The organism is Pantoea cypripedii (assembly GCF_011395035.1).
GTDB classification, from domain to species: Bacteria; Pseudomonadota; Gammaproteobacteria; order Enterobacterales; family Enterobacteriaceae; genus Pantoea; species Pantoea cypripedii_A.
On record NZ_CP024768.1, the window covers coordinates 4,180,636 to 4,202,357 of the forward strand.

Here is a 21,722-nt window from a genome sequence, read left to right on the forward strand (position 1 = left end):
AAAGCGCCTGATGGGGCGCTCCAGGTGATAACGCTGGGCATCCTGCTTCAGCTTTGGCTGTTTTCGTCCTTCCTTGCACGGCCGAGTAAACTCAATGCTGCCTCTCGCGCCGATTTTTCGCAATATAATACCTGATAAATTTGCTCGGTTATTGGCATTTCCACGCCAACGCGAGCGGCCAACGCTCTGACTTCTTTGGTATTTCTGTAGCCTTCTACAACTTGTCCGATAATGCGTTGCGCCTCATCGACGCTCTCGCCCTGCCCCAGCATCATGCCGAAACGACGGTTACGAGACTGATTATCGGTACAAGTCAGCACCAGATCTCCCAGACCGGCCATCCCCATAAAGGTGGTAGGATCGGCCCCCAGCGCTGCGCCAAGTCGGCTCATTTCGGCCAGGCCGCGGGTAATCAGTGCGGTACGCGCATTTGCGCCAAAACCGATGCCATCAGAAATTCCGGCACCGATCGCAATAACGTTTTTCACCGCGCCACCCAGCTGCACGCCAATAAAGTCCGGGTTGTTATACACACGGAAACTTTTCCCACAGTGCAACTTCTGCTGAAGATCATCAGCAAACTGCGCATCGGTCGATGCCAGTGCAATCGCCGTTGGCATACCTGCCGCCAGCTCTTTAGCGAAAGTCGGCCCAGAAATCACGGCTAACGGGATGGTATCACCGAGGATTTCACGTGCCACATCCTGCAGCAGTCGCCCGGTTTCTTTTTCCAGACCTTTCGTCGCCCACACGATACGCGAATCGCTCCGCAGATGCGGCTTCAGCTGTAGCAGGACATCACCGAAGACATGACTCGGAACCACCACCAACAGATCACGACTGGCGTTGACCACCTGTGCTAAATCGGCTTCTGGAACGAGGTTATCGGGGAAGGGAACATCGGGCAGAAAAGCGGTGTTACAGCGGTCAGACTGGAGTTGCGCTACGCTTTGCGGGTTGTGGCCCCAGAGTAAAACCGGGTGACCATTGCGGGCCAGCGTGATGGCCAATGCGGTGCCGTACGAGCCGGCACCGATGACGCTAATCGAAGCGTTGAGTGTAGTCATCAGGCATCCTGATGTGGCGCGTCGCCTTCACCCTGCTGCTGTTGCAGATAGTTCATGAACAGCGCATCAAAGTTGACCGGTGCCAGGTTAAGCTGCGGGAAAGTACCGCGAGACACCAGGCTGGTAATGCATTCGCGCGCATACGGGAACAGAATGTTCGGGCAGTACGCACCAAGGCAATGTGCCATCTGGGTGCCTTCGATACCGCTGATAGTGAAAATACCGGCCTGCTGAACTTCACACAGGAACGCCGTTTCTTCACCGACGCTGGCTGTTACGGTAACACGCAGCACCACTTCATAGACTTCATCAGCCAGCTGAGAGGACGCAGTGTCCAGATCCAGCTTCACTTCCGGTTCCCACTCTTTCTGGAAAACCTGCGGCGCGTTCGGCGCTTCGAAAGAGACGTCTTTGGTGTAAACACGTTGAATCTGGAACTGCATTTCGTTGGTGCTATGTTCTGACATGTTACTAAATCCTGTTAGTTAGAATTGTGTGGCCGTTAAGTTATGCCTGTAATAAGGGATCAAGTCCCTGGCGCCCATCCAGCGCAAAGAGATCATCGCAGCCGCCAATATGCTGCGCGTCGATAAATATCTGTGGAACGGTTGTTCTGCCGCTACGCTGAATCATCTCTTCACGTTTCACCGCGTCCCCATCGATAGGGATCTCCTGAAACGTCACACCTTTCTGATTAAGCAGCGCCTTCGCCCGGTGGCAATAAGGACAGGTCGTTTTGGTGTAAATCTCGACATTAGCCATGAAGTTACCTTTGCGAATTATTTACCACGCACCAGCGGCAGGTTTTCACCGCTCCAGCCACTCACGCCATCTTTCAGAACCGAAACCTGCGTGAAACCAGCGGCGCTCAGTTGGGCTGCCGGTTCGCCAGCGCTCTGCCCGGTGGCACATACCACAATTATGGGCTGAGACTTATGCTTTTCCAGTTCGCCAAAGCTGCCTTTTTTGATGTCTGCCGCCGCTACATTCAGCGCCCCAGAAATGTGTCCTTTGCGATAGTCGTCACGCGAACGAACGTCTACCACCACCGCGTCCTCTTTATTAATCAGGCGGGTTGCTTCACCGCGACTAATTGTTTTTACCTTCGAGAACATTCCTTTAACGGTGGTTACAATCACCAGAACGAGTAAGACAACCCATGCCAGACTGAGGATGGGGTGATTGCTTGCAAACTGCATAATTTCTTGCATGAGGGGTAACGACTCCAGACCGGGCTAATAAGCTAAAACAAGGGTTCTGAGTATACCTGCGCCACCTCGCATGTACAGTCGCTAAGGGGCCAGAGTTACGATTTGTGCGTCATTTTCCAAAAAAAGTGTTCTAATCGCAAAATTAAGACAAAGTTTCTGCCTGTAAGCTGGGAACGACATGTTTGGAAAAGCAAAACCCGGCCCGGGAAACTGGTAAGCGGCTGTTCATCGTGGAATAATTAGCGACTATGAAGGGAAAAGCGATTGTTTTACCAACAAGGACCTGTCACAACGGCCCAGCGCATCCGTTGTTAACACGCTGGTCCACACTCTCCCTCAGCCTGCTCTGCGCGGGCGCTCTGCTATTGCCGCCCATTGCCCACGGTGATGATGACAGCAAAACGCAGTTGAAATCCATTCAGCAAAATATCGCCGAAAAAGAGAAAAGTGTTAAGGCGCAAAAATTGCAGCGCAGTAAGCTGCTGGACCAGTTGCAAAGCCAGGAAAAGGTCATTGCTCAGGCCAGCCGCCAACTGCGTGAAACCCGCAATAGTCTGAGCGCCCTCAACAACGATATTGCCCAACTCAACGCCTCCATTGCCCGGCTCGAAAAACAGCAGGCACAGCAGGAAAAATTGCTGGCCCAGCAGCTTGATGCAGCCTTTCGTCAGGGTCAGCACAATGGTTTACAGCTGTTGCTGGGCGGTGAAGAAGCACAACGCAGCGAACGTATTTTGGCCTATTTCGGTTATCTGAATGCCGCGCGCCAGAAGAACATCGATGACCTGAAGCAAACGCAGCAACAGCTTGCTGAACAGCGTCAGTCGTTGCAGGACAAACAGCAGCAGCAAAAAACGCTGTTAGCACAGCAGCAGACGCAGCAGACCAAACTTGAGTCCGCCAGCGCAGCCCGCAAGAAAACCCTGACGGCACTGGAAAGCGCGCTGGAAAAAGACCAGGCTGACCTCGTAGAAATGCGCGAGAACGAAAGCCGTCTGCAGGATAAAATCGCCAAAGCGGAACGTGAAGCCCGGGAGAGAGCCGAACGTGAAGCCCGTGAGGCAGAGAAAGTGCGTCAGCGCCAGGCACAGGCGAAAGCCAAAGGATCGAGCTATCAGCCAACGCAAAGTGAGCGTGAGCTGATGGCCCGTACCGGGGGTCTGGGTCGTCCTGGCGGCCAGGCCGTCTGGCCAGTTCACGGACGTGTAGAGCATCGCTTTGGTGAAACCATGCAAGGCGAACTGCGCTGGAAAGGTCTGGTGATTGATGCGCCAGAAGGTACAGAAGTTAAAGCCATCGCCGATGGACGCGTACTGATGGCCGACTGGCTGCAAGGCTACGGTCTGGTTGTGGTGCTGGAACATGGTAAAGGCGATATGAGCCTTTACGGCTACAATCAAAGTGCGCTGGTGAGCGTCGGTGCCCAGGTGAAGGCGGGACAGCCTATCGCTCTGGTGGGCACCAGCGGCGGCCGCGGCACGCCCTCGCTCTATTTTGAAATCCGGCGTCAGGGACAAGCCGTCAACCCACTACCGTGGTTAGGAAGATAGCCTTGTTTCAACCTCGTAAACTCCCGGCCGCGTTATGTGGCCTGTTTTTGTCACTTTCCGCCCATGCGGGCAAACTCTCGATTGTGATTGACGACTTCGGCTATCGCCCGGTCGAAGAGAACAAAGTGTTGCAGATGCCCGCAGCCATCTCCGTTGCCGTATTGCCTAACGCCACCTTTGCCCGACAAATGGCCACCAAAGCGCATGAGAGTGGTCATGAAGTCCTTATCCATCTGCCAATGGCGCCTCTTAGCAAGCAGCCATTGGAGAAGGATACGCTTACACCAGAGATGTCCAGTGCCGAGATTGCACGCATTATCCACGATGCGGTTGGCAAGGTGCCGTATGCAGTGGGCCTGAATAACCACATGGGCAGCAAAATGACATCCAGCCTGCCGGGGATGCAGAAAGTGATGCAGGTACTGAATCAGTATAATTTCTACTTTCTCGACAGCATGACTATCGGCAACAGTCAGTCAATCCCGGCCGCCCAGGGAACACATGTTAAGGTATTGAAGCGGCGGGTTTTTCTCGATGACAGCCAGAATGATGCTGCCATTCGCGAACAATTTACCCGCGCGGTAAAACTGGCGCAGCGCGACGGCTATGCCATTGCCATCGGGCACCCCCATCCCAATACCGTGCGGGTGTTGCAGCAAATGCTGCCAACATTACCTGCTGATATCACCCTGGTGCGTCCCAGCCAGCTGCTGAATGAGCCACTGCATCAGGGATCCGGGCCGTCTAAACCGCAACCAGAGCCTGTGCCTCATTTCCGTGCACCAGGTGTATGCAAGGCCAGTAAACCGCTGTCACCCGTGCCGCAGAGCCGTGCTGTATCTCTGATCGCCGAGAGCATCCAGCAAAGTCCCTTCATCCGAAATCTGACAAATTTGTTCTGAGTTGCTTTCCATTGCCGCGCAGATAATGGAAAATTTTCCCCTGACCGCATTGCATCGCCAATGCGGTTAAACAATACCCAAACAGCATCGCCGGCAATGAAACTTAACCCAGTTCAGCAGGTCAAATAAGTTTCATTATTATCAGTGCATGAAGAATGAGTCAGTCAATGCGTAAGATCTGGAAAACCAAGCTGTTGGATAAGGCGATTGTTATTCACAATTTAGTGAAGCGGCATCAGGTTGAAACATCCGTCGATCTTTCAGCATTGCGTCCAGCGCACATTCTCATTTTCTCGACTACCGCACTGGGCGACTTTCTTTTTAACACCCCAGCGATTCGTGCCGTTCGCCAACGCTATCCTGACGCAATCATTACACTCGTTGCCCATCAGAAATTCGCTGAGTTTCTCCAGGAAGGTGATGACTGGGATAATCTGGTGTTCTGGAACAATAAAGCCATAACCATTCCCGGCTTGCTGAAGCAATTAAAATCGTTCCCAAAAGCTGAGCTGGCTTTATTGCTGCATTCGCATGAGCCTTATGATTATTTATCCGCGATCATGGCTGGAGCAAAATACATTATCAAGGATAACTATAAGGACAATGTACCACTGCGCGATAAATGGCTTATTGATTACATTATTGCATTCAAAGGTCATATTATTGAGCGTAAACTTCAATTAGTTCAGGCTTTGGGCTGTGACGTTTCCGATATAGAAATGAAACTCCCCCTTCGGGTCGCAGAAAAACAGGTGCTCTCTTCACCAACGATAGGTTTGCAGCTTGGTGCTTCAACGCCGGAACGTTGCTGGGCACCAGAAAATTTTGCCACCATGACTCATCAGCTTCTTGATCATTATACGAATTTGTCTTTTATGTTGATCGGCGGTCCCGGTGATAAAGGCAGAGCTGAATCCTTTATCAATCTTATCCCTGAGCAATATCATGATCGCATTCTTAATCGGGTCGGTGAGACTTCTCTACCCGAATTATGCACACTGATTAATGATTTTGATCTGTTGGTGACCGGCGACACCGGCCCTTTGCACATCGCCGTCACTGTAAAAACCCCGACCTTAGGATTATTCGTCACGGCGAACCCTTATGCTACCGGTGCGCTGCAAAACCCCGAGTTGCACCATATGATTTATATCGGGCGTCAGAAATCACAGGATCATCTGGCGCACATCATGGATGTCATTAAACCCGAGAGAGTTGCTGAGCAGGTAGAACGAATTCTCAGCAAAATTCGTCCCGGAATGCCACTGGCGGAAAAACCTCACGAATAAGATAATTTTCTGAATCCGACGAATTTTTTTTCCAGGCCTGATGTTATTAGCTATACTTTGTCCAGGAAAAAGAAATCATTCAGAGATGTTCATGGAATGACGGCATCTTCAGTTCAGTTAAGAATTGGAAGAGGTAATAAACATCGACAAGTTCTGGTATGTTTTATGAACAGTAAGGTTTTATCAATTGTTGTCACAGCCCATAATCTGGAAGGGCATATTAAGAAAACTCTGGAAAGTATACTTCTGGCGGCTGACAACAAAGTATCTTCTTGTGAGTTGATCCTTATTGATGATGCCTCAGTCGATGGAACCAGCAATATCCTTCGTGAATTTGCGGATAAAAACGAGAACGCTTTCTATTTCCGTACAGAATTCAAAAACATCGGTAAAGTCAGAAACTTCGCCATTGATAAATGCCAAAGTGAATACATTACCATGGTCGATGGTGATGATCTGGTTTATGAAAAATCGCTGGCCCAACTGATAGATTTTCTCGAAAACAACGATGTTGATATTCTGATCTCTCCACTTTATGAAATAAAAGGTGAGATTCCACTGCTTGATAACTGGCAATGGAAGAGCCCGCAGAAGATCCTCCAGGAAGTTGCCATTGAAGAGTTTCTTATCCATAAGAAATTCCAGGGGCATTTTATTGGAAAAATAGTCAAAAAGTCTTTATTCAGAAATTCACACTTTCCTGAATTTTACTGCTATGAAGATATTGCTCTTATTCCGGAAATATTGCATAAAGCAGAGAGCATCTATTTTTGTGAGTGGCCGTTCTACATCTATATTAAGCAACCTCATAGTCTTTCCAGTGCCTTATCAGCAGAAAAGCTTGAACTGAAAGCTAAGGCGTTATTAATGATGGATGCTGAGTTAGGCAGTGAATGGCGTCATCTTACTGCCAGCCACGTGGTTCAATTATTATATAAACATAAAAATAAGTTATCAAAAGTAGCACAGGATGCGATGTACGCTATTCTGCAAAAAACATCGACATCAAAGTTCTTCCTTAGCTCCAGCGTAAGATTAAGTGTGAAGAAAAAATATATTTTACTTAAGTTTAAATAGTCGATAAAGATAATCCAGCCCATAAAAATTAATGAGCCGGAATTATTGAAGGCTTATTTATAACTGGAGCAGTTCGCTTAGCCTGGTATAAACTACAGCAGGTAAAACCGAAGACAAATTATTATCCTCAGCTTTCAAACTAAACTGATTCTTTCCATATCCACCAATCAGACCCGGATCTGTCGGACCGTACAACGTAATATTTGGACGATCCAGCGCTGCCGTCAGGTGGCTCAACCCCGTATCCACTGACACGACAGCACGCGCACCAGCCAGCTGGCGGGCAACCTGCTCCAGCGTCAGACGCGGCAACACCTCTGCATGCTCAAACCCTTCCACCAGGCGCTGAGCGCGCTGATGTTCATGCTCAGCCCCCCAGGGTAACTTCACACGCAGCCCGGTTGGCTGCACTAACTCAATCAGTTCACGCCAGTGGGCTTCCGGCCAATGTTTGTTGTCACGCGTTGTCGCATGCAAAAACACCAGATATTGCCCGGCATCTTCCGCAAGCTCAGTGAGAAAATGCCCCGCGATCGCATAATCACCCTGAGTGGCTGGTTTTTCGTAGCCGAGGCTTTTTGCGAACAATTCACGCGTGCGTTCGACCGCATGTTGCTGCTTGTTGATTTCATGGCGTTTGTCGTACCACCAGCTGGCAAAGGGTTCGCGGGCACTGCGGCTATCCTGCCCGTGTTTCACCCCTTTCGCCAGACGGGTTACCAGCGCAGCGCTTTTAATCAGCCCCTGTGCGTCAATCACCACGTCATACTCGCGTGTCTGTAACTCGCGCTTAAATAAAACGCGTTCTTCGCGTTGCTGGCTGCCAAACCAATGCTTACGCCAGCGACGAATCGCCACCGGCAGCACTTTATCCACCGCCGGATGCCATGCCGGGATTTGGGCAAAATTTTCTTCCACAACCCAATCAAAACGAATGCCAGGAATCGCCTGCATTGCATCGGTCAACGCAGGCAGTGAGTGCAGGACATCGCCCATAGAGGAAGTTTTAACAATCAGGACGTGCATGTTTACTCCTGCGCCGCGTTGAGCAAAGCGCTTAATTCCTGATGCACGCGCGCGGGCTGAATGTCGATCAGGCTTTGATGATAGCCCTGTTCGGCATCGCCTTTGCGGACCTTATGATAACCCGTGATCAGGCGAATAACGCGTGCCTGATGCGACAGTGGCGGGGTGAAATCGGGGCTGCTGGGGCCATACAACGCGACCAGCGGGCGGTTAAGCGCCGCTGCAATATGCATCAAACCGGAATCATTGCTGACGACCGCAGCACAGTTCGCCAGCAGAATGACCGCCTGCTCCAGCTGAGTTTCGCCCGCCAGGTTTTTACAGTGCGAACGAGCCACTTCTGGCAGGGTCTGAATAATGGTATCGCCAGTCTCGCGATCTTTGGCCGAACCAAACAACACCACCTGATAACCTTCACCGATCAGCTGTTCCGCCAGCGCAGCGTAATGATAATGCGGCCAGCGTTTTGCCGGACCAAACTCAGCACCCGGGCAGAAACCAATCGCCGGACGATCGGCAGAGAGCGCAAATTGTGCAGCCGTCATGCGCTTCTCTTCTTCCTCCACCCTGAGCTGCGGCCACAACAAGGGTTGCGGCAACTGTTGCGCCGCAGCCACGGGTTTGTCGTAGCCCAGCGCCACATAACGCTCAACCATCAGCGGAAACGCGGCTTTATCCAGCACGCGCACATCATTCAGCACACCGTAGCGCATCTCGCCACGCCAGCCGATGCGGCGTTTGATACCGGCAAAGAACGGTACCAGTGCCGATTTAAAGGAGTTCGGCAGCACGTAAGCGCGATCATAACCACTGGCCTGCAAGGTTTTGCCCAGCCGACGTCGCTCACCCAGCGCCAGTGCGCCGTGACCGAGCGGCATCGCCAGTGCCTGATTGACTTCCGGCATACGTGACAGCAGCGGTCGGCACCAGGCGGGTGCCATTACATCAATAACCGCCTCAGGATGCTCAGCCTTGAGCGTGCGATAGAGACTTTGCGACATCATCATATCGCCGACCCAGGACGGGCCAATAACCAGAATTTTCATCGCTGCTGCCGGTTTCCTTATGCGTTACGGTTCAGCCAGGCCATATATTCCGCGACACCGACGGCCACGGTTTTGAACGGTTTGTCATAACCTGCGGCGCGCAGTTTCGTCAGATCCGCCTGGGTATACGCCTGGTAACGGCCTTTCAGCTTGTCCGGGAACGGGATGTATTCAATCTCGCCTTGCTGATGGAATTTCAGCACCGCATCGGCCACTTCCTGGAAAGATTCCGCGCGGCCGGTACCACAGTTGTAAATGCCGGAGATACCGTTTTCCCAGCACCACAGATTTACCGCAGCAACGTCATCAACGTGGATAAAGTCGCGGCGGAAATCATCACTGCCTTCGAACAGCTTGGGGTTCTCGCCATTGCTGATTTGCGTGTTGAGGTGGAAAGCCACACTCGCCATGCTGCCTTTATGGCCTTCACGCGGGCCGTAGACGTTAAAGTAACGGAAACCACACACCGGCGAATCCGCTTCCGGCAGAATCTGACGGACATAATGGTCAAACAACATTTTGGAGTAGCCATAAACATTCAGCGGCTGCTCGTATTGACGCTCTTCGATGAAGTTGTCGTTGCGACCGCCATAAGTGGCTGCGGAAGAGGCATACAGGAACGGAATGCCACGGTCGAGGCAGAAATGCAGCAGATCTTTGGAATACTGATAGTTGTTATCCATCATGTACTTGCCGTCCCATTCCGTGGTCGACGAACAGGCACCCTCGTGGAAGACCGCTTCGATCGGCCCCAGATCTTCACCTGACATGATGTAGCTGAGGAATTCCTCTTTATCCATGTAATCAGAGATGTCCAGATCCGCCAGATTCACGAACTTGGTGCCATCCTTCAGATTATCCACGACCAGAATGTCGGTATGACCGCGATCGTTCAACGCCTTGACGATGTTGCTGCCAATCATGCCAGCGCCACCTGTTACGATAATCATGTGCTTTGCCTTTAAACAGTTGAGGTGAAACAGGAGGTTTCACCCACGAATACTTATCATCATAACATTTCAGCCCGTACCAGACAGCCAGATGACTCCGTAACCCCGGCATATTTCCTGCCCGCAGCGTGAACTATGCTGCAAAACAGAGATTTCATTGGCTGAAACGTCGTTAAACCGCTTTTCGATCAGTAATATGTGCCAAAATTTTGCTATCTGAGGAGCAGAATCATGTCCGATCAATTTTATTCGCAAATCCAGCAGCAACTTGAGACAACGCGCCAGGATGGATTGTTCAAACAGGAACGCACCATTACCTCGGCACAGCAGCCTGAAATCAGCGTGGCTGATGGTCAGAGGGTCATCAATTTTTGCGCCAATAATTATCTGGGTCTGGCAAACCATCCAACGCTGATTCAGGCAGCCAAAGAAGGGATGGATTCCCACGGTTTCGGCATGGCCTCAGTGCGCTTCATCTGCGGTACCCAGGATATCCACCAGCAGCTGGAAGGCAAACTGGCGGACTTCCTCGGTATGGAAGCTGCCATTCTGTTCTCCTCCTGTTTTGATGCCAACGGTGGTCTGTTTGAAACTCTGCTGGGTGCGGAAGATGCCATCATCTCTGATGCGCTCAATCATGCTTCGATCATTGATGGCGTTCGTCTGTGCAAAGCGCAGCGTTATCGCTATGCCAATAACGATATGAACGAACTGCGCGCGCGGCTCCAGGAAGCACGGGATAAAGGCGCGCGCCATATCCTGATCGCCACCGATGGCGTGTTTTCCATGGATGGTGTGATTGCCAACCTGCAGGGGATTTGCGACCTGGCGGATGAGTTTGATGCGCTGGTGATGGTCGATGATTCACACGCCGTCGGTTTTGTCGGTGCCTGTGGGCGTGGCACCCATGAGTATTGCCACGTGATGGGCCGCGTCGACATTCTGACCGGCACCCTGGGCAAAGCGCTGGGCGGCGCATCTGGCGGTTATGTCGCGGCGAAAAAAGAGGTGGTGGAGTGGCTGCGTCAGCGTTCACGTCCTTACCTGTTTTCCAACTCACTGGCCCCGGCGATAGTGGCCGCTTCGCTGCGGGTGCTGGAAATGCTGAGTGAAGGCGATGGCCTGCGCCAGCGTCTGTGGGAAAACGCGCGCTACTTCCGCGAACAAATGACCGCCGCCGGATTTACCCTGGCGGGTGCCGATCACGCCATCATTCCGGTGATGCTTGGCGATGCGAAGGTGGCACAGGAGTTTGCCAGCCTGTTGCAACGCGAAGGCATTTACGTGACTGGCTTCTTCTACCCGGTGGTGCCCAAAGGCCAGGCACGTATTCGCACCCAGATTTCTGCCGGCCATACCCAGGCACAGCTGGAGCAGGCGGTAGCAGCCTTTACCCGTATTGGTCAGCAGCTGGGCGTCATCGCCTGAGGAGCCGGGAATGAAAGCACTCGCAAAATTAAAAGCGGAAGAAGGCATCTGGATGGTGACAGATGCGCCGATTCCGGAACCCGGCCATAACGACCTGCTGATAAAAATCCGTAAGACCGCGATTTGTGGCACCGATGTCCATATCTACAACTGGGACGACTGGTCACGGAAAACCATCCCGGTACCGATGATCACCGGCCATGAATACGTTGGCGAAGTGGTGGCGATCGGACAGGAGGTGAAAGGTTTCGCCATCGGCGACCGTGTCTCGGGCGAAGGCCATATCACCTGCGGCCACTGCCGAAACTGCCGTGCCGGGCGTACCCATCTGTGCCGTAATACTGTCGGCGTGGGTGTTAATCGTCAGGGATGTTTTGCCGAATATCTGGTCATCCCGGCCTACAACGCCTTCAAGATCCCGGACAACATCTCCGACGAACTGGCGGCTATTTTCGATCCCTTCGGCAATGCGGTACATACTGCGCTGTCGTTTGATCTGGTGGGCGAAGATGTGCTGATTTCCGGTGCTGGCCCCATCGGCATCATGGCCGCCGCCGTGTGCAAACATGTCGGCGCACGCAATGTGGTCATCACCGACATCAATGAATACCGCCTCAACCTGGCGCGTAACATGGGCGTAACGCGCGCCGTGAACGTGGCGCAGGAGAATTTGCCTGCGGTGATGGCTTCGCTGGGAATGACCGAAGGCTTTGATGTCGGGCTGGAGATGTCCGGCGCACCCCCGGCCTTTCGTAGCATGCTGGAAGTGATGAATCACGGTGGTCGTATCGCGCTGCTCGGTATCCCGCCGGGTGAGATGGCGATTGACTGGAATCAGGTGATTTTCAAGGGACTGTTTATTAAAGGGATCTATGGTCGTGAGATGTTTGAAACCTGGTACAAAATGGCGGCGCTGATCCAATCCGGCCTCGATCTTACCCCCATCATCACCCACCGTTTCCCTATTGATGAGTTCCAGCAGGGCTTTGATGAGATGCGTTCCGGCCACTCAGGTAAAGTGATACTGAGCTGGGATTAATTTTCGTCGGCGATAGCGCCCTGACTTCCTAAACGGTATAAAGGGCGCTTCACTTAGCAATTCAGTCTGGATGTGACATGCGCATTTTAATGATTATTGATGGTTTACCGGGCGGCGGCGCAGAGAAAGTGGTGCTGACCCTTAGCGAATCGATTCATAAAATGGGGCACCACGTCACCCTCTACTCACTGGATGAAACCTGCGCCTATGCCCTGCCGGAAGGGGTGGAATATCGGGTGATCACCCAGCACAGCAGCGCACCCTGGCGTAAGCTGACTGAGCTATCACGTCGTGCCAGAAAACTGGATGAGGTTTTACGCCAGGATGAAGCGCAAAACGGCAAATATGACCTGATCATCTCCAACCTGCACAAAACCGACCGCATTGTGGCGCGCAGCCAGGCCATTGATCGTTCACGTTTATGGTTCTGTATTCATGGCGTGCTGTCGTCAACCTATCTCGGCCATCGTAAGGGGCTGAATTACTGGTTCAAAAAGCAGAAGATGGCAAGCATCTACCATGGCCGCAATATCACTGCCGTTTCCCAGGCTGTGCTGGACGATCTGGTCGATGTGATGGGGGTACGCACCGCAAAAACGGCGGTGATTAACAACCCCTTCGATTTACAGGCTCTGCGCCAGCGCGCGGATGAACCCTGCGATCTGGCAGGTACTGACTATCTAATCAATGTCGCGCGTATTCACCCGCAAAAACGTCAGGACCGCCTGCTGGAAGCCTTTGCCCAATCAGGCCTTGCTGACCGGGCAAAACTGGTGCTGCTGGGCACCGGTACGGAAGAACGTATTGCCGCCGCCAAACAGCTGGCGCAGAAACTGAATATCGCCGATCGCGTCCTGTTCCTCGGTTTTCAGTCCAACCCTTTCCCTTACATCAAACATGCGCGTCTGATGGTGATGAGCTCTGACAGCGAAGGCTTTGGCAACGTGATCGTCGAATCGCTGATTTGCGGCACGCCGGTGATCAGTACGCGCTGCCCGGGTGGACCGGAGGAAATTCTGGTGAAGGCGGGAATGGCAGATATGCTGACGCCGATTGATGCTCAGGCACTGGCCAGCAAAATGGCCGCGGTTTACGACCATTTACCGGCAATTAATGAGCAAACTCTCAGCCTGTACGACGTGACGGCCATCAGCCGTCAGTATGTCGATTTAGCCGCCCGTTAACGCTGCGCGAGGCGCTGCCAGGCCAGCCAGACCGTTTCCGGCGAGATATCACTGCATTCACCCGAAGCGGTCTGCATGATTTCATACTCGCCCGACCACGGATGCCAGATTTGCGCATTGGTATCGCCAAAAAACACCACCTGCTTTTTATGCAATCCAGCCGCGATATGCATCTGGCCGCCATCGCTGCATAAAATCTGCTCGCAACAATCAAACCCGGCGATCAATTCACGAATCGAAGCCGTGGCGTAGCGCGCCAGACGCGGGGAATCCACCATTTGCATCAGCTCATCAGCACGCGCCGCATCCCCTTTATCGTTGGGATCCAGCGCCCCCTGAGGTGACCAGAACAGCAACACGCGCGCCTGCTCATCCTGCAACAACTGACGAATAAAGGTTGCATAGGCAGCGACAGGCCAGCGTCGTTTCGGGCTGCGACTGCTGATGTGTACCCCATAGGTTACGCCAGCACCGGAGAACAATTGCGTAACCCGCGCGCTTGCCTGCGCGCGTTCCGCAGCGGAAAGATACAGATTCACTTGCGGCACTTCAGGCGCGTTCTGGGTTAACGCGGAAAGGTAGGAATAAGTGTGTTCTACCTGGTGAGTGCCGTGAAAGTCTTGTTTCTGGAAAGGATGATCCAGCACGGCATCCGTCTGGGCAGCGCCGATAATGTTGTGTGCACCGGCCATTTTAGCCAGCCGCAGGCTGTATTTGCAGGGCACCGGGTTTGCCAGGATAGTGGCGTCGAAACGGGTTTTACGCAAGGCGAGCATGATTTTGACACGTTGCCAGTAAACTCCCAGCGTAGTCTCGTTTTTACCGCGGTGTTTCGCCTTTTTATACACAAATAACCGATCAACGTTGGGATTATTGTCCACCACATCTTCGGCGATTTTATTCACCAGCAAGGTCAGTTTAGCGTCGGGAAAGGCCTGCTTCAGACCCTCCAGCAATGGCGTGGTGCACACCATATCGCCAATGTTGTCACGCCTGATAACTAAAATATTCTTCATGTTGCTGCCCAGAGTTAACTCGCTTTTGCCCGGAAAATCGGCCCGGAAATGATCGCAAAATGCTGAAAATCCCCGGGACCAACTCTTTTTGACCATTAATGTGCAAAAAGTTCTGAATTGCCTGGCAATAATTAATGTCAGGATTTCGTTAATAATTCATTAAAACAATACAGAACAATGTCGCTAAACAACCCTATCCTTTCCATCATCACCCCGATGTATAACGCCGGAGCGATGCTGGATACTTTTATGCAATCGCTGCTCGACCAGACACTGACCGGTCTGGAGATCATTATTGTCAACGATGGTTCGACTGATGGTTCCGGGGAGCGCGCTGATACTTACGCACAACAGCACCCGCATATCAGCGTGATTCATCAACCTAATGGTGGCGTGTCACGTGCACGTAACGCCGGCCTGGCTATCGCACGTGGCAAATATGTCACCTTTCCCGATGCTGATGACACCATGCATCCGACGATGTATCAGACATTAGTGGAGATGGCGGAACAGGATAATCTTGATGCCGCCCAATGTAATGCCGCACGTTTTTTTCAGACCAGCCAGCAAACCAAACCACTGATTCCACTCGATCGCCTGACCAGTACCGGGGTACTCAACGGCCCGGAGTGGCTCAGCAAGGCGTTGAATACCCATCGTTATCTGCACGTGGTGTGGCTGGGTATCTATCGCCGCGAAATCATCGAACAACAGCAACTCACTTTTGAACCCGGCTTGCACCATCAGGACATTCCCTGGACCACCGAGTTTATGCTGAATGCCCAGCGGGTACGCTATACCGATCAGGTGTTGTACCGTTATTACATGCACGATGCCTCAATCAGCAATCGTAAACGTACCGGCGAACGCAATGTGGCCTATCAACGTCACTATCTGAAAATTGCCCGCATGCTGGAGGAGATCAATGCACGTTACCAGCATAAGGTCAGAATCTACCCGGCGTTTCACTATCAGATCACCCATGAAGCGCTCAGCGTCTGCCACAGCATCCGGCGCGAGCCAGATGCGAGTGCGCGTCAGGCCATCATTCATGACCTCTTCGCCACCCAGACGCATAAACGTATGCTACGTAATGCACGCGGCATCAAACAATGGTATCAACTGCTGTTATGGCTGAGCCGTATTTATCGCTGGCGAGAGAAATAAGCGCCGCGCCTGGCTTTCACCCCTGGGGGGTTTGCCCTACAATCAGCTCACTGAATTCTGAGATCATTTGAGTATGGCAAGCCCGATTCCAGACCACTTTGCACCCCAAAATATTCTGCTAATTAAGCTGCGCCATCATGGTGATATGCTGCTGACCACCCCTGCGATTAATGCTCTGCGGCAGCGCTACCCGCAGGCCAACATTGACGTCCTGCTCTACAAAGAAACGCGCCCGATGCTGGAAGCCCATCCGGCCATACGCCAGTTGCATATTATCGATCGTAACTGGAAAAAAGAGGGGGGATGGCAGAAGTTCCGTCATGAGATGGCGCTGATTTCCGCAGTTCGTGCCTGTCATTACGACCTGGTGATCAATCTTGCCGACCAGTGGCGCAGTGCTATCATCACCGCCTTTTCCGGCGCTCCGGTGCGTATTGGTTTCGCCTTTAACAAACGCGATAACGCATTCTGGCGCTGGTGCCATAACCAGCTGGTCAGTACCGCCGACCACGGCACATTACATACCGTTGAACAGAATATGTCGGCACTGGCTCCGCTCGGAATCGATGCATCAGGGGCCACAGCCTCCATGCATTTCAGCGCCGCCGACCAGCAAAAAGTGCAGGAGATGCTGGCTCAGCGTCAGGTCAGCGCTTCTTATGTGGTGGTGCAACCCACTTCTCGCTGGGAATTCAAATGCTGGGATGATGATAAAGTCGCTCAGATGGTCGATACGCTGGCCACTGACGGTCACACCATCGTGCTGACCGCCGCACCGGATAAAAAAGAGCTGGCGATGATTGAACGCATTCAATTGCTGTGCCGTAGCGACAACGTCGTTTCGCTGGCAGGCCAGTTTTCTTTGCCTCAGCTGGCCGCGTTAATCGCGGGTGCCCGGCTGTTTATTGGCGTCGATTCTGCGCCAATGCATATGGCTGCGGCGCTACAGACGCCCTGCCTGGCGCTGTTTGGTCCGACAAAATTGCAGTTCTGGCGTCCCTGGGGTAATAACAATCGCGTCATCTGGGCCGGTGATTATGGCCCGCTGCCTGATCCTGACTCGATCAATACCAAAACCGACCAGCGCTATTTGTCGTCGATTCCGGTTGCTGATGTCGTCGCCGCCGCAAGGAGCTTTTTGCATGACTAAGTTACGCCTGGCGATTGTCCGTCAGAAGTATCGTCCGGATGGCGGTGCCGAGCGTTTTATCTCACGCGCGCTGGAAGCCCTCGACAGCGAACAACTCGATCTGAATATCATCACCCGCAGCTGGCAAGGCACGCCCAATCCAGCATGGCATCTGCATATTTGTAATCCGGCAAAGTTCGGGCGGGTTTCACGGGAGCGGGGCTTTGCTCAGGCGGCACGCGCCTGCTGGGAGCGGGAGAAGTTTGATATTGTGCAAAGCCATGAGCGCATTGCCGGATGCGATATCTTTCGCGCCGGGGATGGTGTGCATCGCGTCTGGCTGGAACAGCGGGCGCGCATCGTCTCAGGCTGGCAGCGGCTGAGTGCCACGTTAAGCCCCTATCATCGTTATGTGTTGCAGGCGGAAAGCGAGATGTTCAATGCACCGTCGCTGAAGGCGGTGATTTGCAACTCGGAGATGGTGAAGCAAGATATTTTGCGTTGTTTTGCGCTGGATGCCAGCAAGATTCATGTTATTCACAACGCCATTGATAGCCAACGCTTTCAGCCCGCGGCCGAAGCGCAACGTCACGCATCACGCCAGCAACTGAGTTTGCCGCAGGATGCCACCGTGATGATTTACGTCGGCTCCGGCTTTGAGCGCAAAGGGTTAAAGGCAGCCATTGAAGCTGTGGCACGCAGCGACCGCTATCTGATTGTGGTCGGCCAGGATAAACAGCTAACGCGTTATCAACAGCTGGCGAATCAGTTGAACTGTCTCGATCGGCTACGCTTTGTTGGCGTGCAGCAGGATGTGCAACCCTTCTACCATGCTGCTGATGCCCTGCTGCTGCCAACGCTCTATGATCCTTTTCCGAATGTGGTGCTGGAAGCAATGGCCTGTGGCCTGGCAGTCATTACCAGCACTGGCTGTGGCGGTGCCGAATTTATTCAGACTGGTCAGGAGGGCTTCGTCTGTGATGCGTTGGATATCAAGGCATTAAATGAGGCGGTACTGGCAACACCTTCCCTTTCGCAGAATTCCGCGCTGGGTGAGGCCGCACGCCGCAGAATTGAACCTTATGGTCCAAAGCGTCTGGCACAGGCCTTGACCTCGCTTTATCAGCAAGTGTTACAGCCGGTTTGATGAAGTGGTATGAGCAGGTGCCCGGTTTCTGATAACATGCCGCCATCTTGATTTCTTATGCTTTTTGACGCGAACCTGTCGTAACGATAACTATGACGACTCTATACACAGCCCTGCTCTATCTGATCCAGCCTTTTATCTGGCTGCGCCTGTGGCTGCGCGGTCGAAAAGCCCCGGCCTATCGTAAGCGCTGGGCGGAACGCTACGGCTATTGCAGTGGCAAGGTGGAACCGAACGGTATTGTGCTCCACTCCGTCTCGGTGGGAGAAACCCTCGCCGCCGTCCCCCTGGTGCGTGCACTGCGTCATCGCTATCCGACCCTGCCGATCACCGTCACCACCATGACACCGACCGGTTCCGAACGTGCACAATCGGCGTTTGGCAAAGACGTGCATCACGTCTACCTGCCTTACGATCTGCCGGGTGCCATCAATCGCTTCCTTGATACGGTCAACCCACGGCTGGTGATCATCATGGAAACCGAGCTGTGGCCGAACATTATCCGTATTCTGCATCAGCGCCAGATTCCGCTGGTGATTGCCAACGCACGCCTGTCTGAGCGTTCCGCCAAAGGCTACAAGAAGCTGGGCGGCTTCATGCGCGATTTGCTGCAAAGTATCACGCTGATCGCGGCGCAGAACGAAGAGGATGGCGACCGTTTTCTCAGCCTTGGGCTGAAGCGCTCACATCTCGCGGTCACCGGCAGCCTGAAGTTTGATATTTCCGTCACGCCAGAACTGGCCGCCAAAGCTGTCACGCTGCGCCGCCAGTGGGCACCGCGTCGCCCGGTGTGGATTGCTACCAGCACCCACGATGGCGAAGAAACGATTGTGCTTGATGCACATCGTCGTCTGCTGGCGCAGTTCCCCGATTTGCTGCTGATTCTGGTGCCGCGCCATCCGGAGCGTTTTAAAGATGCCTGTGAATTGACGCAAAAACGTGGTTTCAGCTTTACGTTGCGCAGCAGCGGCGAAATCCCTTCCAGCTCCACCCAGGTGGTGATTGGCGATACCATGGGCGAACTGATGATGTTGTACGGCATTGCCGATCTGGCCTTTGTCGGCGGCAGCCTGGTCGAACGTGGCGGGCATAACCCACTCGAACCGGCTGCTCACGCTATTCCAGTCCTGATGGGGCCACACATCTGGAACTTCAAAGATATCTGCGCCAGGCTGCAACAGGCCGAGGGGCTGATTACGGTTACCGATGTCGTATCACTGGAGAAAGAAGTCGCCAACCTGCTACAGGATGATGACTACCGCCGTTACTATGGCCGCCACGCGGTCGAAGTGCTGCATCAAAACCAGGGCGCATTACAGCGTCTGCTACAGTTACTCGAACCCCATTTACCGCCGCGAGCCCACTAATGTCGCAACGCCAACGCCTCTCCGTGGTGATGATCGCTAAAAATGAAGCTGCATTGCTGCCGGAGGCGCTGGCCTCTGTCAGCTGGGCGGATGAGATCATCGTGCTGGATTCCGATAGCCATGACGCTACCGTTGAGGTCGCCCGTAAGTCAGGTGCACAGGTTTATCAGGCCGAAGCCTGGGCCGGGTTTGGCAAACAACGCCAGCGCGCACAGGCAAAGGCCAGTGGCGATATGATTCTGATGATCGATGCCGATGAGCGTGTCACCGCGCCGCTGCGCAGTGCCATCGAGCAGGTTCTGCAACAACCACCTGCCAATACCGTTTATAGCATCAACCGCAGCAACCTGTTTCTTGGCCGTTTTATGCGCCATAGCGGCTGGTATCCGGATCGCGTGATGCGTCTCTATCCACGCCATCTGAACTATAACGACAATCTGGTACATGAGTCGCTGGAAACCCAGGGCGCACCCGTGGTCGTCCTGCCGGGTGATTTACAGCATCTCACCTGCCGTGATTTGGTGGCGTTCCAGCGCAAGCAGTTGAGTTATGCCGAAGCCTGGGCGCAGGAGCGCTTTCAGCGCGGTAAACGGTGCGGGCTGTTTTCCATTTTCAGCCATACGCTGGGAGCCTTCCTGAAAACCCTGCTGCTGCGTGCTGGTTTTCTTGATGGCAAACAGGGCTGGATTCTGGCGGTGGTCAACGCACAGTACACCTTCAACAAATATTCGGCGCTTTGGGCGCTGCATCACACCTCAACACAAGGCCGCGTATGAGCACCAAAGCGATTTACCCCGGCACTTTCGATCCCATTACCCTCGGCCATCTCGATATCGTCACGCGTGCAGCGCAGATGTTTGACCACATCGTGGTCGCGATAGCCGCCAGCCCGAGTAAAAAACCGTTGTTCAGCCTTGATGAGCGCGTTGATATGGCGCGTCAGGTAACGACGCATCTGAGTAATGTTGAGGTGGTGGGTTTCAGCGACCTGATGGCTAATTTTGCCAAAGCGCAGCAAGCCAATGTGCTGGTACGTGGCCTGCGTGCGGTTTCTGATTTCGAATATGAGCTACAGCTGGCGCACATGAATCGCCATCTGCTCCCCACCCTCGAAAGCGTGTTTTTGATGCCGTCTGAAGGGTTCTCGTTTGTCTCTTCTTCGCTGGTCAAAGAAGTGGCGCGTCATCAGGGGGATGTGCAGGCATTTCTGCCTGCCGTGGTCCATCAGGCGCTGCTCAGCAAGCTGGCGCAGCCTTAATGCTGGCAGCGCGGACACCAGAAGGTGCTGCGTTGCCCATGCTTCCCACTGACGATTGGCGTGCCGCAGACGCGGCATGGCTCGCCAGCCCGACCATACACCTGTAATTCCTGCGCAAAATAGCCCGGCTTACCGTCGGTTTGCAGGAAATCACGCAGTGTAGTGCCCCCCTGCTCAATCGAACGCAGCAGCACAGCCTTAATGGTATTTGCCAGCAACATGGCTTCTTCTTTACTCAGACTCATGGCCGGACGATCGGGAATGATCCCGGCAGTAAACAAAGATTCGCTGGCGTAAATATTACCGACGCCCACCACCACTTTATTATCCATCAACCACTGCTTAATCACCGTGCGTTTGCCCCGTGATTTTTCAAACAGATAGTCGCCATCAAAATCATCACTCAACGGTTCAGGACCAAGATGCGCCAGTACGCTGCTGCCCGCTAAATCGTTACTCCACAGCCAGGCACCAAAACGGCGTGGATCGGTGTAGCGCAGCACCTTGCCGTTGCTCATCACCAAATCTACGTGGTCATGTTTCGCTGCGGGCATTTCACCAGGCAACATACGCAGGCTGCCGGACATGCCGAGGTGAATGATGATCCAGCCAGTGGGCAACTCCAGCAGCAGATATTTCGCGCGACGTTGCACGCTCAGCACCGGCTGGTCGCTCAGCGCGTGGATTTCACTGGAAACCGGCCAGCGCAGGCGGGGATTGCGTACTATGGCATGCAGAATGGTTTCGCCCACCATATGGGGCTCGATACCGCGTCGGCTGGTTTCTACCTCAGGTAATTCAGGCATCTCATCTCCTCAACGAACCGCAGAAACAAAAAACCCGGCCGAAGCCGGGTTTTTCGCAGAACA

At 53.3% G+C, this 21,722-nt stretch carries 22 protein-coding genes; 13 read left to right on the forward strand and 9 right to left on the reverse strand.

All coding sequences use genetic code 11. The features are described from left to right. Nucleotides 1-47 precede the first annotated feature (47 nt). From gpsA to CUN67_RS19565, 4 genes are read right to left on the reverse strand one after another with little or no spacing between them, the layout of a single operon-like run. The gene (gpsA, locus tag CUN67_RS19550; RefSeq protein ID WP_084877920.1) at nucleotides 48-1,067 is read right to left on the reverse strand and encodes an NAD(P)H-dependent glycerol-3-phosphate dehydrogenase; all 1,020 of its coding nucleotides are present in this window, start codon (nucleotides 1,065-1,067) and stop codon (nucleotides 48-50) included. Continuing rightward, nucleotides 1,067-1,534 carry a protein-export chaperone SecB gene (gene secB / locus CUN67_RS19555; protein WP_013511010.1) on the reverse strand — a complete coding sequence of 156 codons (468 nt, stop codon included), beginning with the start codon at nucleotides 1,532-1,534 and terminating at the stop codon, nucleotides 1,067-1,069. The genes gpsA and secB overlap by 1 nt, the downstream gene beginning before the upstream one ends. 40 nt (nucleotides 1,535-1,574) lie before the next feature. Further along, complete coding sequence (gene grxC / locus CUN67_RS19560) at nucleotides 1,575-1,829, reverse strand: glutaredoxin 3 (RefSeq protein ID WP_208716910.1); 255 nt, start codon at nucleotides 1,827-1,829, stop codon at nucleotides 1,575-1,577. Nucleotides 1,830-1,846: 17 nt separating this feature from the next. Next, the gene (locus CUN67_RS19565) at nucleotides 1,847-2,278 is read right to left on the reverse strand and encodes a rhodanese-like domain-containing protein (RefSeq protein ID WP_013511012.1); all 432 of its coding nucleotides are present in this window, start codon (nucleotides 2,276-2,278) and stop codon (nucleotides 1,847-1,849) included. A 248-nt stretch (nucleotides 2,279-2,526) separates the two neighbouring features. Here CUN67_RS19565 and envC point away from each other — a divergent pair, with 248 nt between their 5' ends. The 4 genes from envC (at nucleotide 2,527) to CUN67_RS19585 (ending at nucleotide 7,096) form a co-directional block, all read left to right on the forward strand. Next, entirely contained in the window at nucleotides 2,527-3,828 is a 1,302-nt protein-coding gene (gene envC / locus CUN67_RS19570; protein ID WP_208716911.1) for a murein hydrolase activator EnvC, read from the forward strand. Nucleotides 3,829-3,830: 2 nt separating this feature from the next. After that, nucleotides 3,831-4,730, forward strand: a complete 900-nt coding sequence (locus CUN67_RS19575; RefSeq protein ID WP_208716912.1) for a divergent polysaccharide deacetylase family protein — start codon at nucleotides 3,831-3,833, stop codon at nucleotides 4,728-4,730. A gap of 167 nt (nucleotides 4,731-4,897) precedes the next feature. Beyond that, a complete protein-coding gene (locus CUN67_RS19580) occupies nucleotides 4,898-6,019 on the forward strand; it encodes a glycosyltransferase family 9 protein (RefSeq protein WP_208716913.1) in 1,122 nt (373 codons plus the stop codon). A 165-nt stretch (nucleotides 6,020-6,184) separates the two neighbouring features. Beyond that, nucleotides 6,185-7,096, forward strand: a complete 912-nt coding sequence (locus CUN67_RS19585) for a glycosyltransferase family 2 protein (RefSeq protein WP_208716914.1) — start codon at nucleotides 6,185-6,187, stop codon at nucleotides 7,094-7,096. A 57-nt stretch (nucleotides 7,097-7,153) separates the two neighbouring features. Here the strand turns inward: CUN67_RS19585 and rfaC are convergent, their stop codons facing one another. Genes rfaC through rfaD form a run of 3 tightly spaced genes read right to left on the reverse strand, consistent with a single transcriptional unit; the run spans nucleotide 7,154 to nucleotide 10,118 of the window. Beyond that, a complete protein-coding gene (gene rfaC / locus CUN67_RS19590; protein ID WP_208716915.1) occupies nucleotides 7,154-8,122 on the reverse strand; it encodes a lipopolysaccharide heptosyltransferase RfaC in 969 nt (322 codons plus the stop codon). Nucleotides 8,123-8,124: 2 nt separating this feature from the next. Continuing rightward, nucleotides 8,125-9,168: an ADP-heptose--LPS heptosyltransferase RfaF gene (rfaF, locus tag CUN67_RS19595; protein WP_208716916.1), complete on the reverse strand. Its 1,044-nt coding sequence runs from the start codon at nucleotides 9,166-9,168 to the stop codon at nucleotides 8,125-8,127. Between the two features lie 17 nt (nucleotides 9,169-9,185). Continuing rightward, nucleotides 9,186-10,118 (reverse strand): ADP-glyceromanno-heptose 6-epimerase, encoded by a 933-nt coding sequence (rfaD, locus tag CUN67_RS19600; RefSeq protein WP_208716917.1) that lies wholly within the window; start codon nucleotides 10,116-10,118, stop codon nucleotides 9,186-9,188. Nucleotides 10,119-10,349: 231 nt separating this feature from the next. Here rfaD and CUN67_RS19605 point away from each other — a divergent pair, with 231 nt between their 5' ends. From CUN67_RS19605 to CUN67_RS19615, 3 genes are all read left to right on the forward strand, one after another. Further along, the gene (locus tag CUN67_RS19605; RefSeq protein WP_208716918.1) at nucleotides 10,350-11,546 is read left to right on the forward strand and encodes a glycine C-acetyltransferase; all 1,197 of its coding nucleotides are present in this window, start codon (nucleotides 10,350-10,352) and stop codon (nucleotides 11,544-11,546) included. Nucleotides 11,547-11,556: 10 nt separating this feature from the next. Further along, nucleotides 11,557-12,585: an L-threonine 3-dehydrogenase gene (gene tdh, locus CUN67_RS19610; protein ID WP_208716919.1), complete on the forward strand. Its 1,029-nt coding sequence runs from the start codon at nucleotides 11,557-11,559 to the stop codon at nucleotides 12,583-12,585. Nucleotides 12,586-12,662: 77 nt separating this feature from the next. Next, nucleotides 12,663-13,769, forward strand: a complete 1,107-nt coding sequence (locus tag CUN67_RS19615) for a glycosyltransferase (protein WP_208716920.1) — start codon at nucleotides 12,663-12,665, stop codon at nucleotides 13,767-13,769. On the opposite strand, the gene CUN67_RS19620 is transcribed toward CUN67_RS19615, so the two are convergent. Continuing rightward, nucleotides 13,766-14,785 (reverse strand): glycosyltransferase family 9 protein, encoded by a 1,020-nt coding sequence (locus tag CUN67_RS19620; RefSeq protein WP_208716921.1) that lies wholly within the window; start codon nucleotides 14,783-14,785, stop codon nucleotides 13,766-13,768. The two genes, CUN67_RS19615 and CUN67_RS19620, sit on opposite strands and share 4 nt — an antisense overlap. A gap of 177 nt (nucleotides 14,786-14,962) precedes the next feature. Here CUN67_RS19620 and CUN67_RS19625 point away from each other — a divergent pair, with 177 nt between their 5' ends. The 6 genes from CUN67_RS19625 (at nucleotide 14,963) to coaD (ending at nucleotide 20,853) form a co-directional block, all read left to right on the forward strand. After that, on the forward strand, nucleotides 14,963-15,952 hold the full coding sequence (locus tag CUN67_RS19625; RefSeq protein WP_208716922.1) for a glycosyltransferase: 990 nt from the start codon (nucleotides 14,963-14,965) through the stop codon (nucleotides 15,950-15,952). A 73-nt stretch (nucleotides 15,953-16,025) separates the two neighbouring features. Beyond that, nucleotides 16,026-17,102: a putative lipopolysaccharide heptosyltransferase III gene (gene rfaQ / locus CUN67_RS19630; protein WP_208716923.1), complete on the forward strand. Its 1,077-nt coding sequence runs from the start codon at nucleotides 16,026-16,028 to the stop codon at nucleotides 17,100-17,102. Further along, the gene (locus tag CUN67_RS19635; RefSeq protein ID WP_208716924.1) at nucleotides 17,095-18,228 is read left to right on the forward strand and encodes a glycosyltransferase family 4 protein; all 1,134 of its coding nucleotides are present in this window, start codon (nucleotides 17,095-17,097) and stop codon (nucleotides 18,226-18,228) included. Before rfaQ ends, CUN67_RS19635 begins: the two co-directional genes overlap by 8 nt. A gap of 92 nt (nucleotides 18,229-18,320) precedes the next feature. Next, on the forward strand, nucleotides 18,321-19,595 hold the full coding sequence (gene waaA, locus CUN67_RS19640) for a lipid IV(A) 3-deoxy-D-manno-octulosonic acid transferase (RefSeq protein WP_208716925.1): 1,275 nt from the start codon (nucleotides 18,321-18,323) through the stop codon (nucleotides 19,593-19,595). Next, complete coding sequence (locus tag CUN67_RS19645; RefSeq protein ID WP_208716926.1) at nucleotides 19,595-20,371, forward strand: glycosyltransferase family 2 protein; 777 nt, start codon at nucleotides 19,595-19,597, stop codon at nucleotides 20,369-20,371. Before waaA ends, CUN67_RS19645 begins: the two co-directional genes overlap by 1 nt. After that, nucleotides 20,368-20,853, forward strand: a complete 486-nt coding sequence (gene coaD / locus CUN67_RS19650) for a pantetheine-phosphate adenylyltransferase (protein WP_208716927.1) — start codon at nucleotides 20,368-20,370, stop codon at nucleotides 20,851-20,853. Before CUN67_RS19645 ends, coaD begins: the two co-directional genes overlap by 4 nt. Here coaD and mutM read toward each other — a convergent pair. Next, nucleotides 20,850-21,659 carry a bifunctional DNA-formamidopyrimidine glycosylase/DNA-(apurinic or apyrimidinic site) lyase gene (mutM, locus tag CUN67_RS19655; protein WP_208716928.1) on the reverse strand — a complete coding sequence of 270 codons (810 nt, stop codon included), beginning with the start codon at nucleotides 21,657-21,659 and terminating at the stop codon, nucleotides 20,850-20,852. The genes coaD and mutM overlap by 4 nt on opposite strands. Nucleotides 21,660-21,722: the final 63 nt, after the last annotated feature.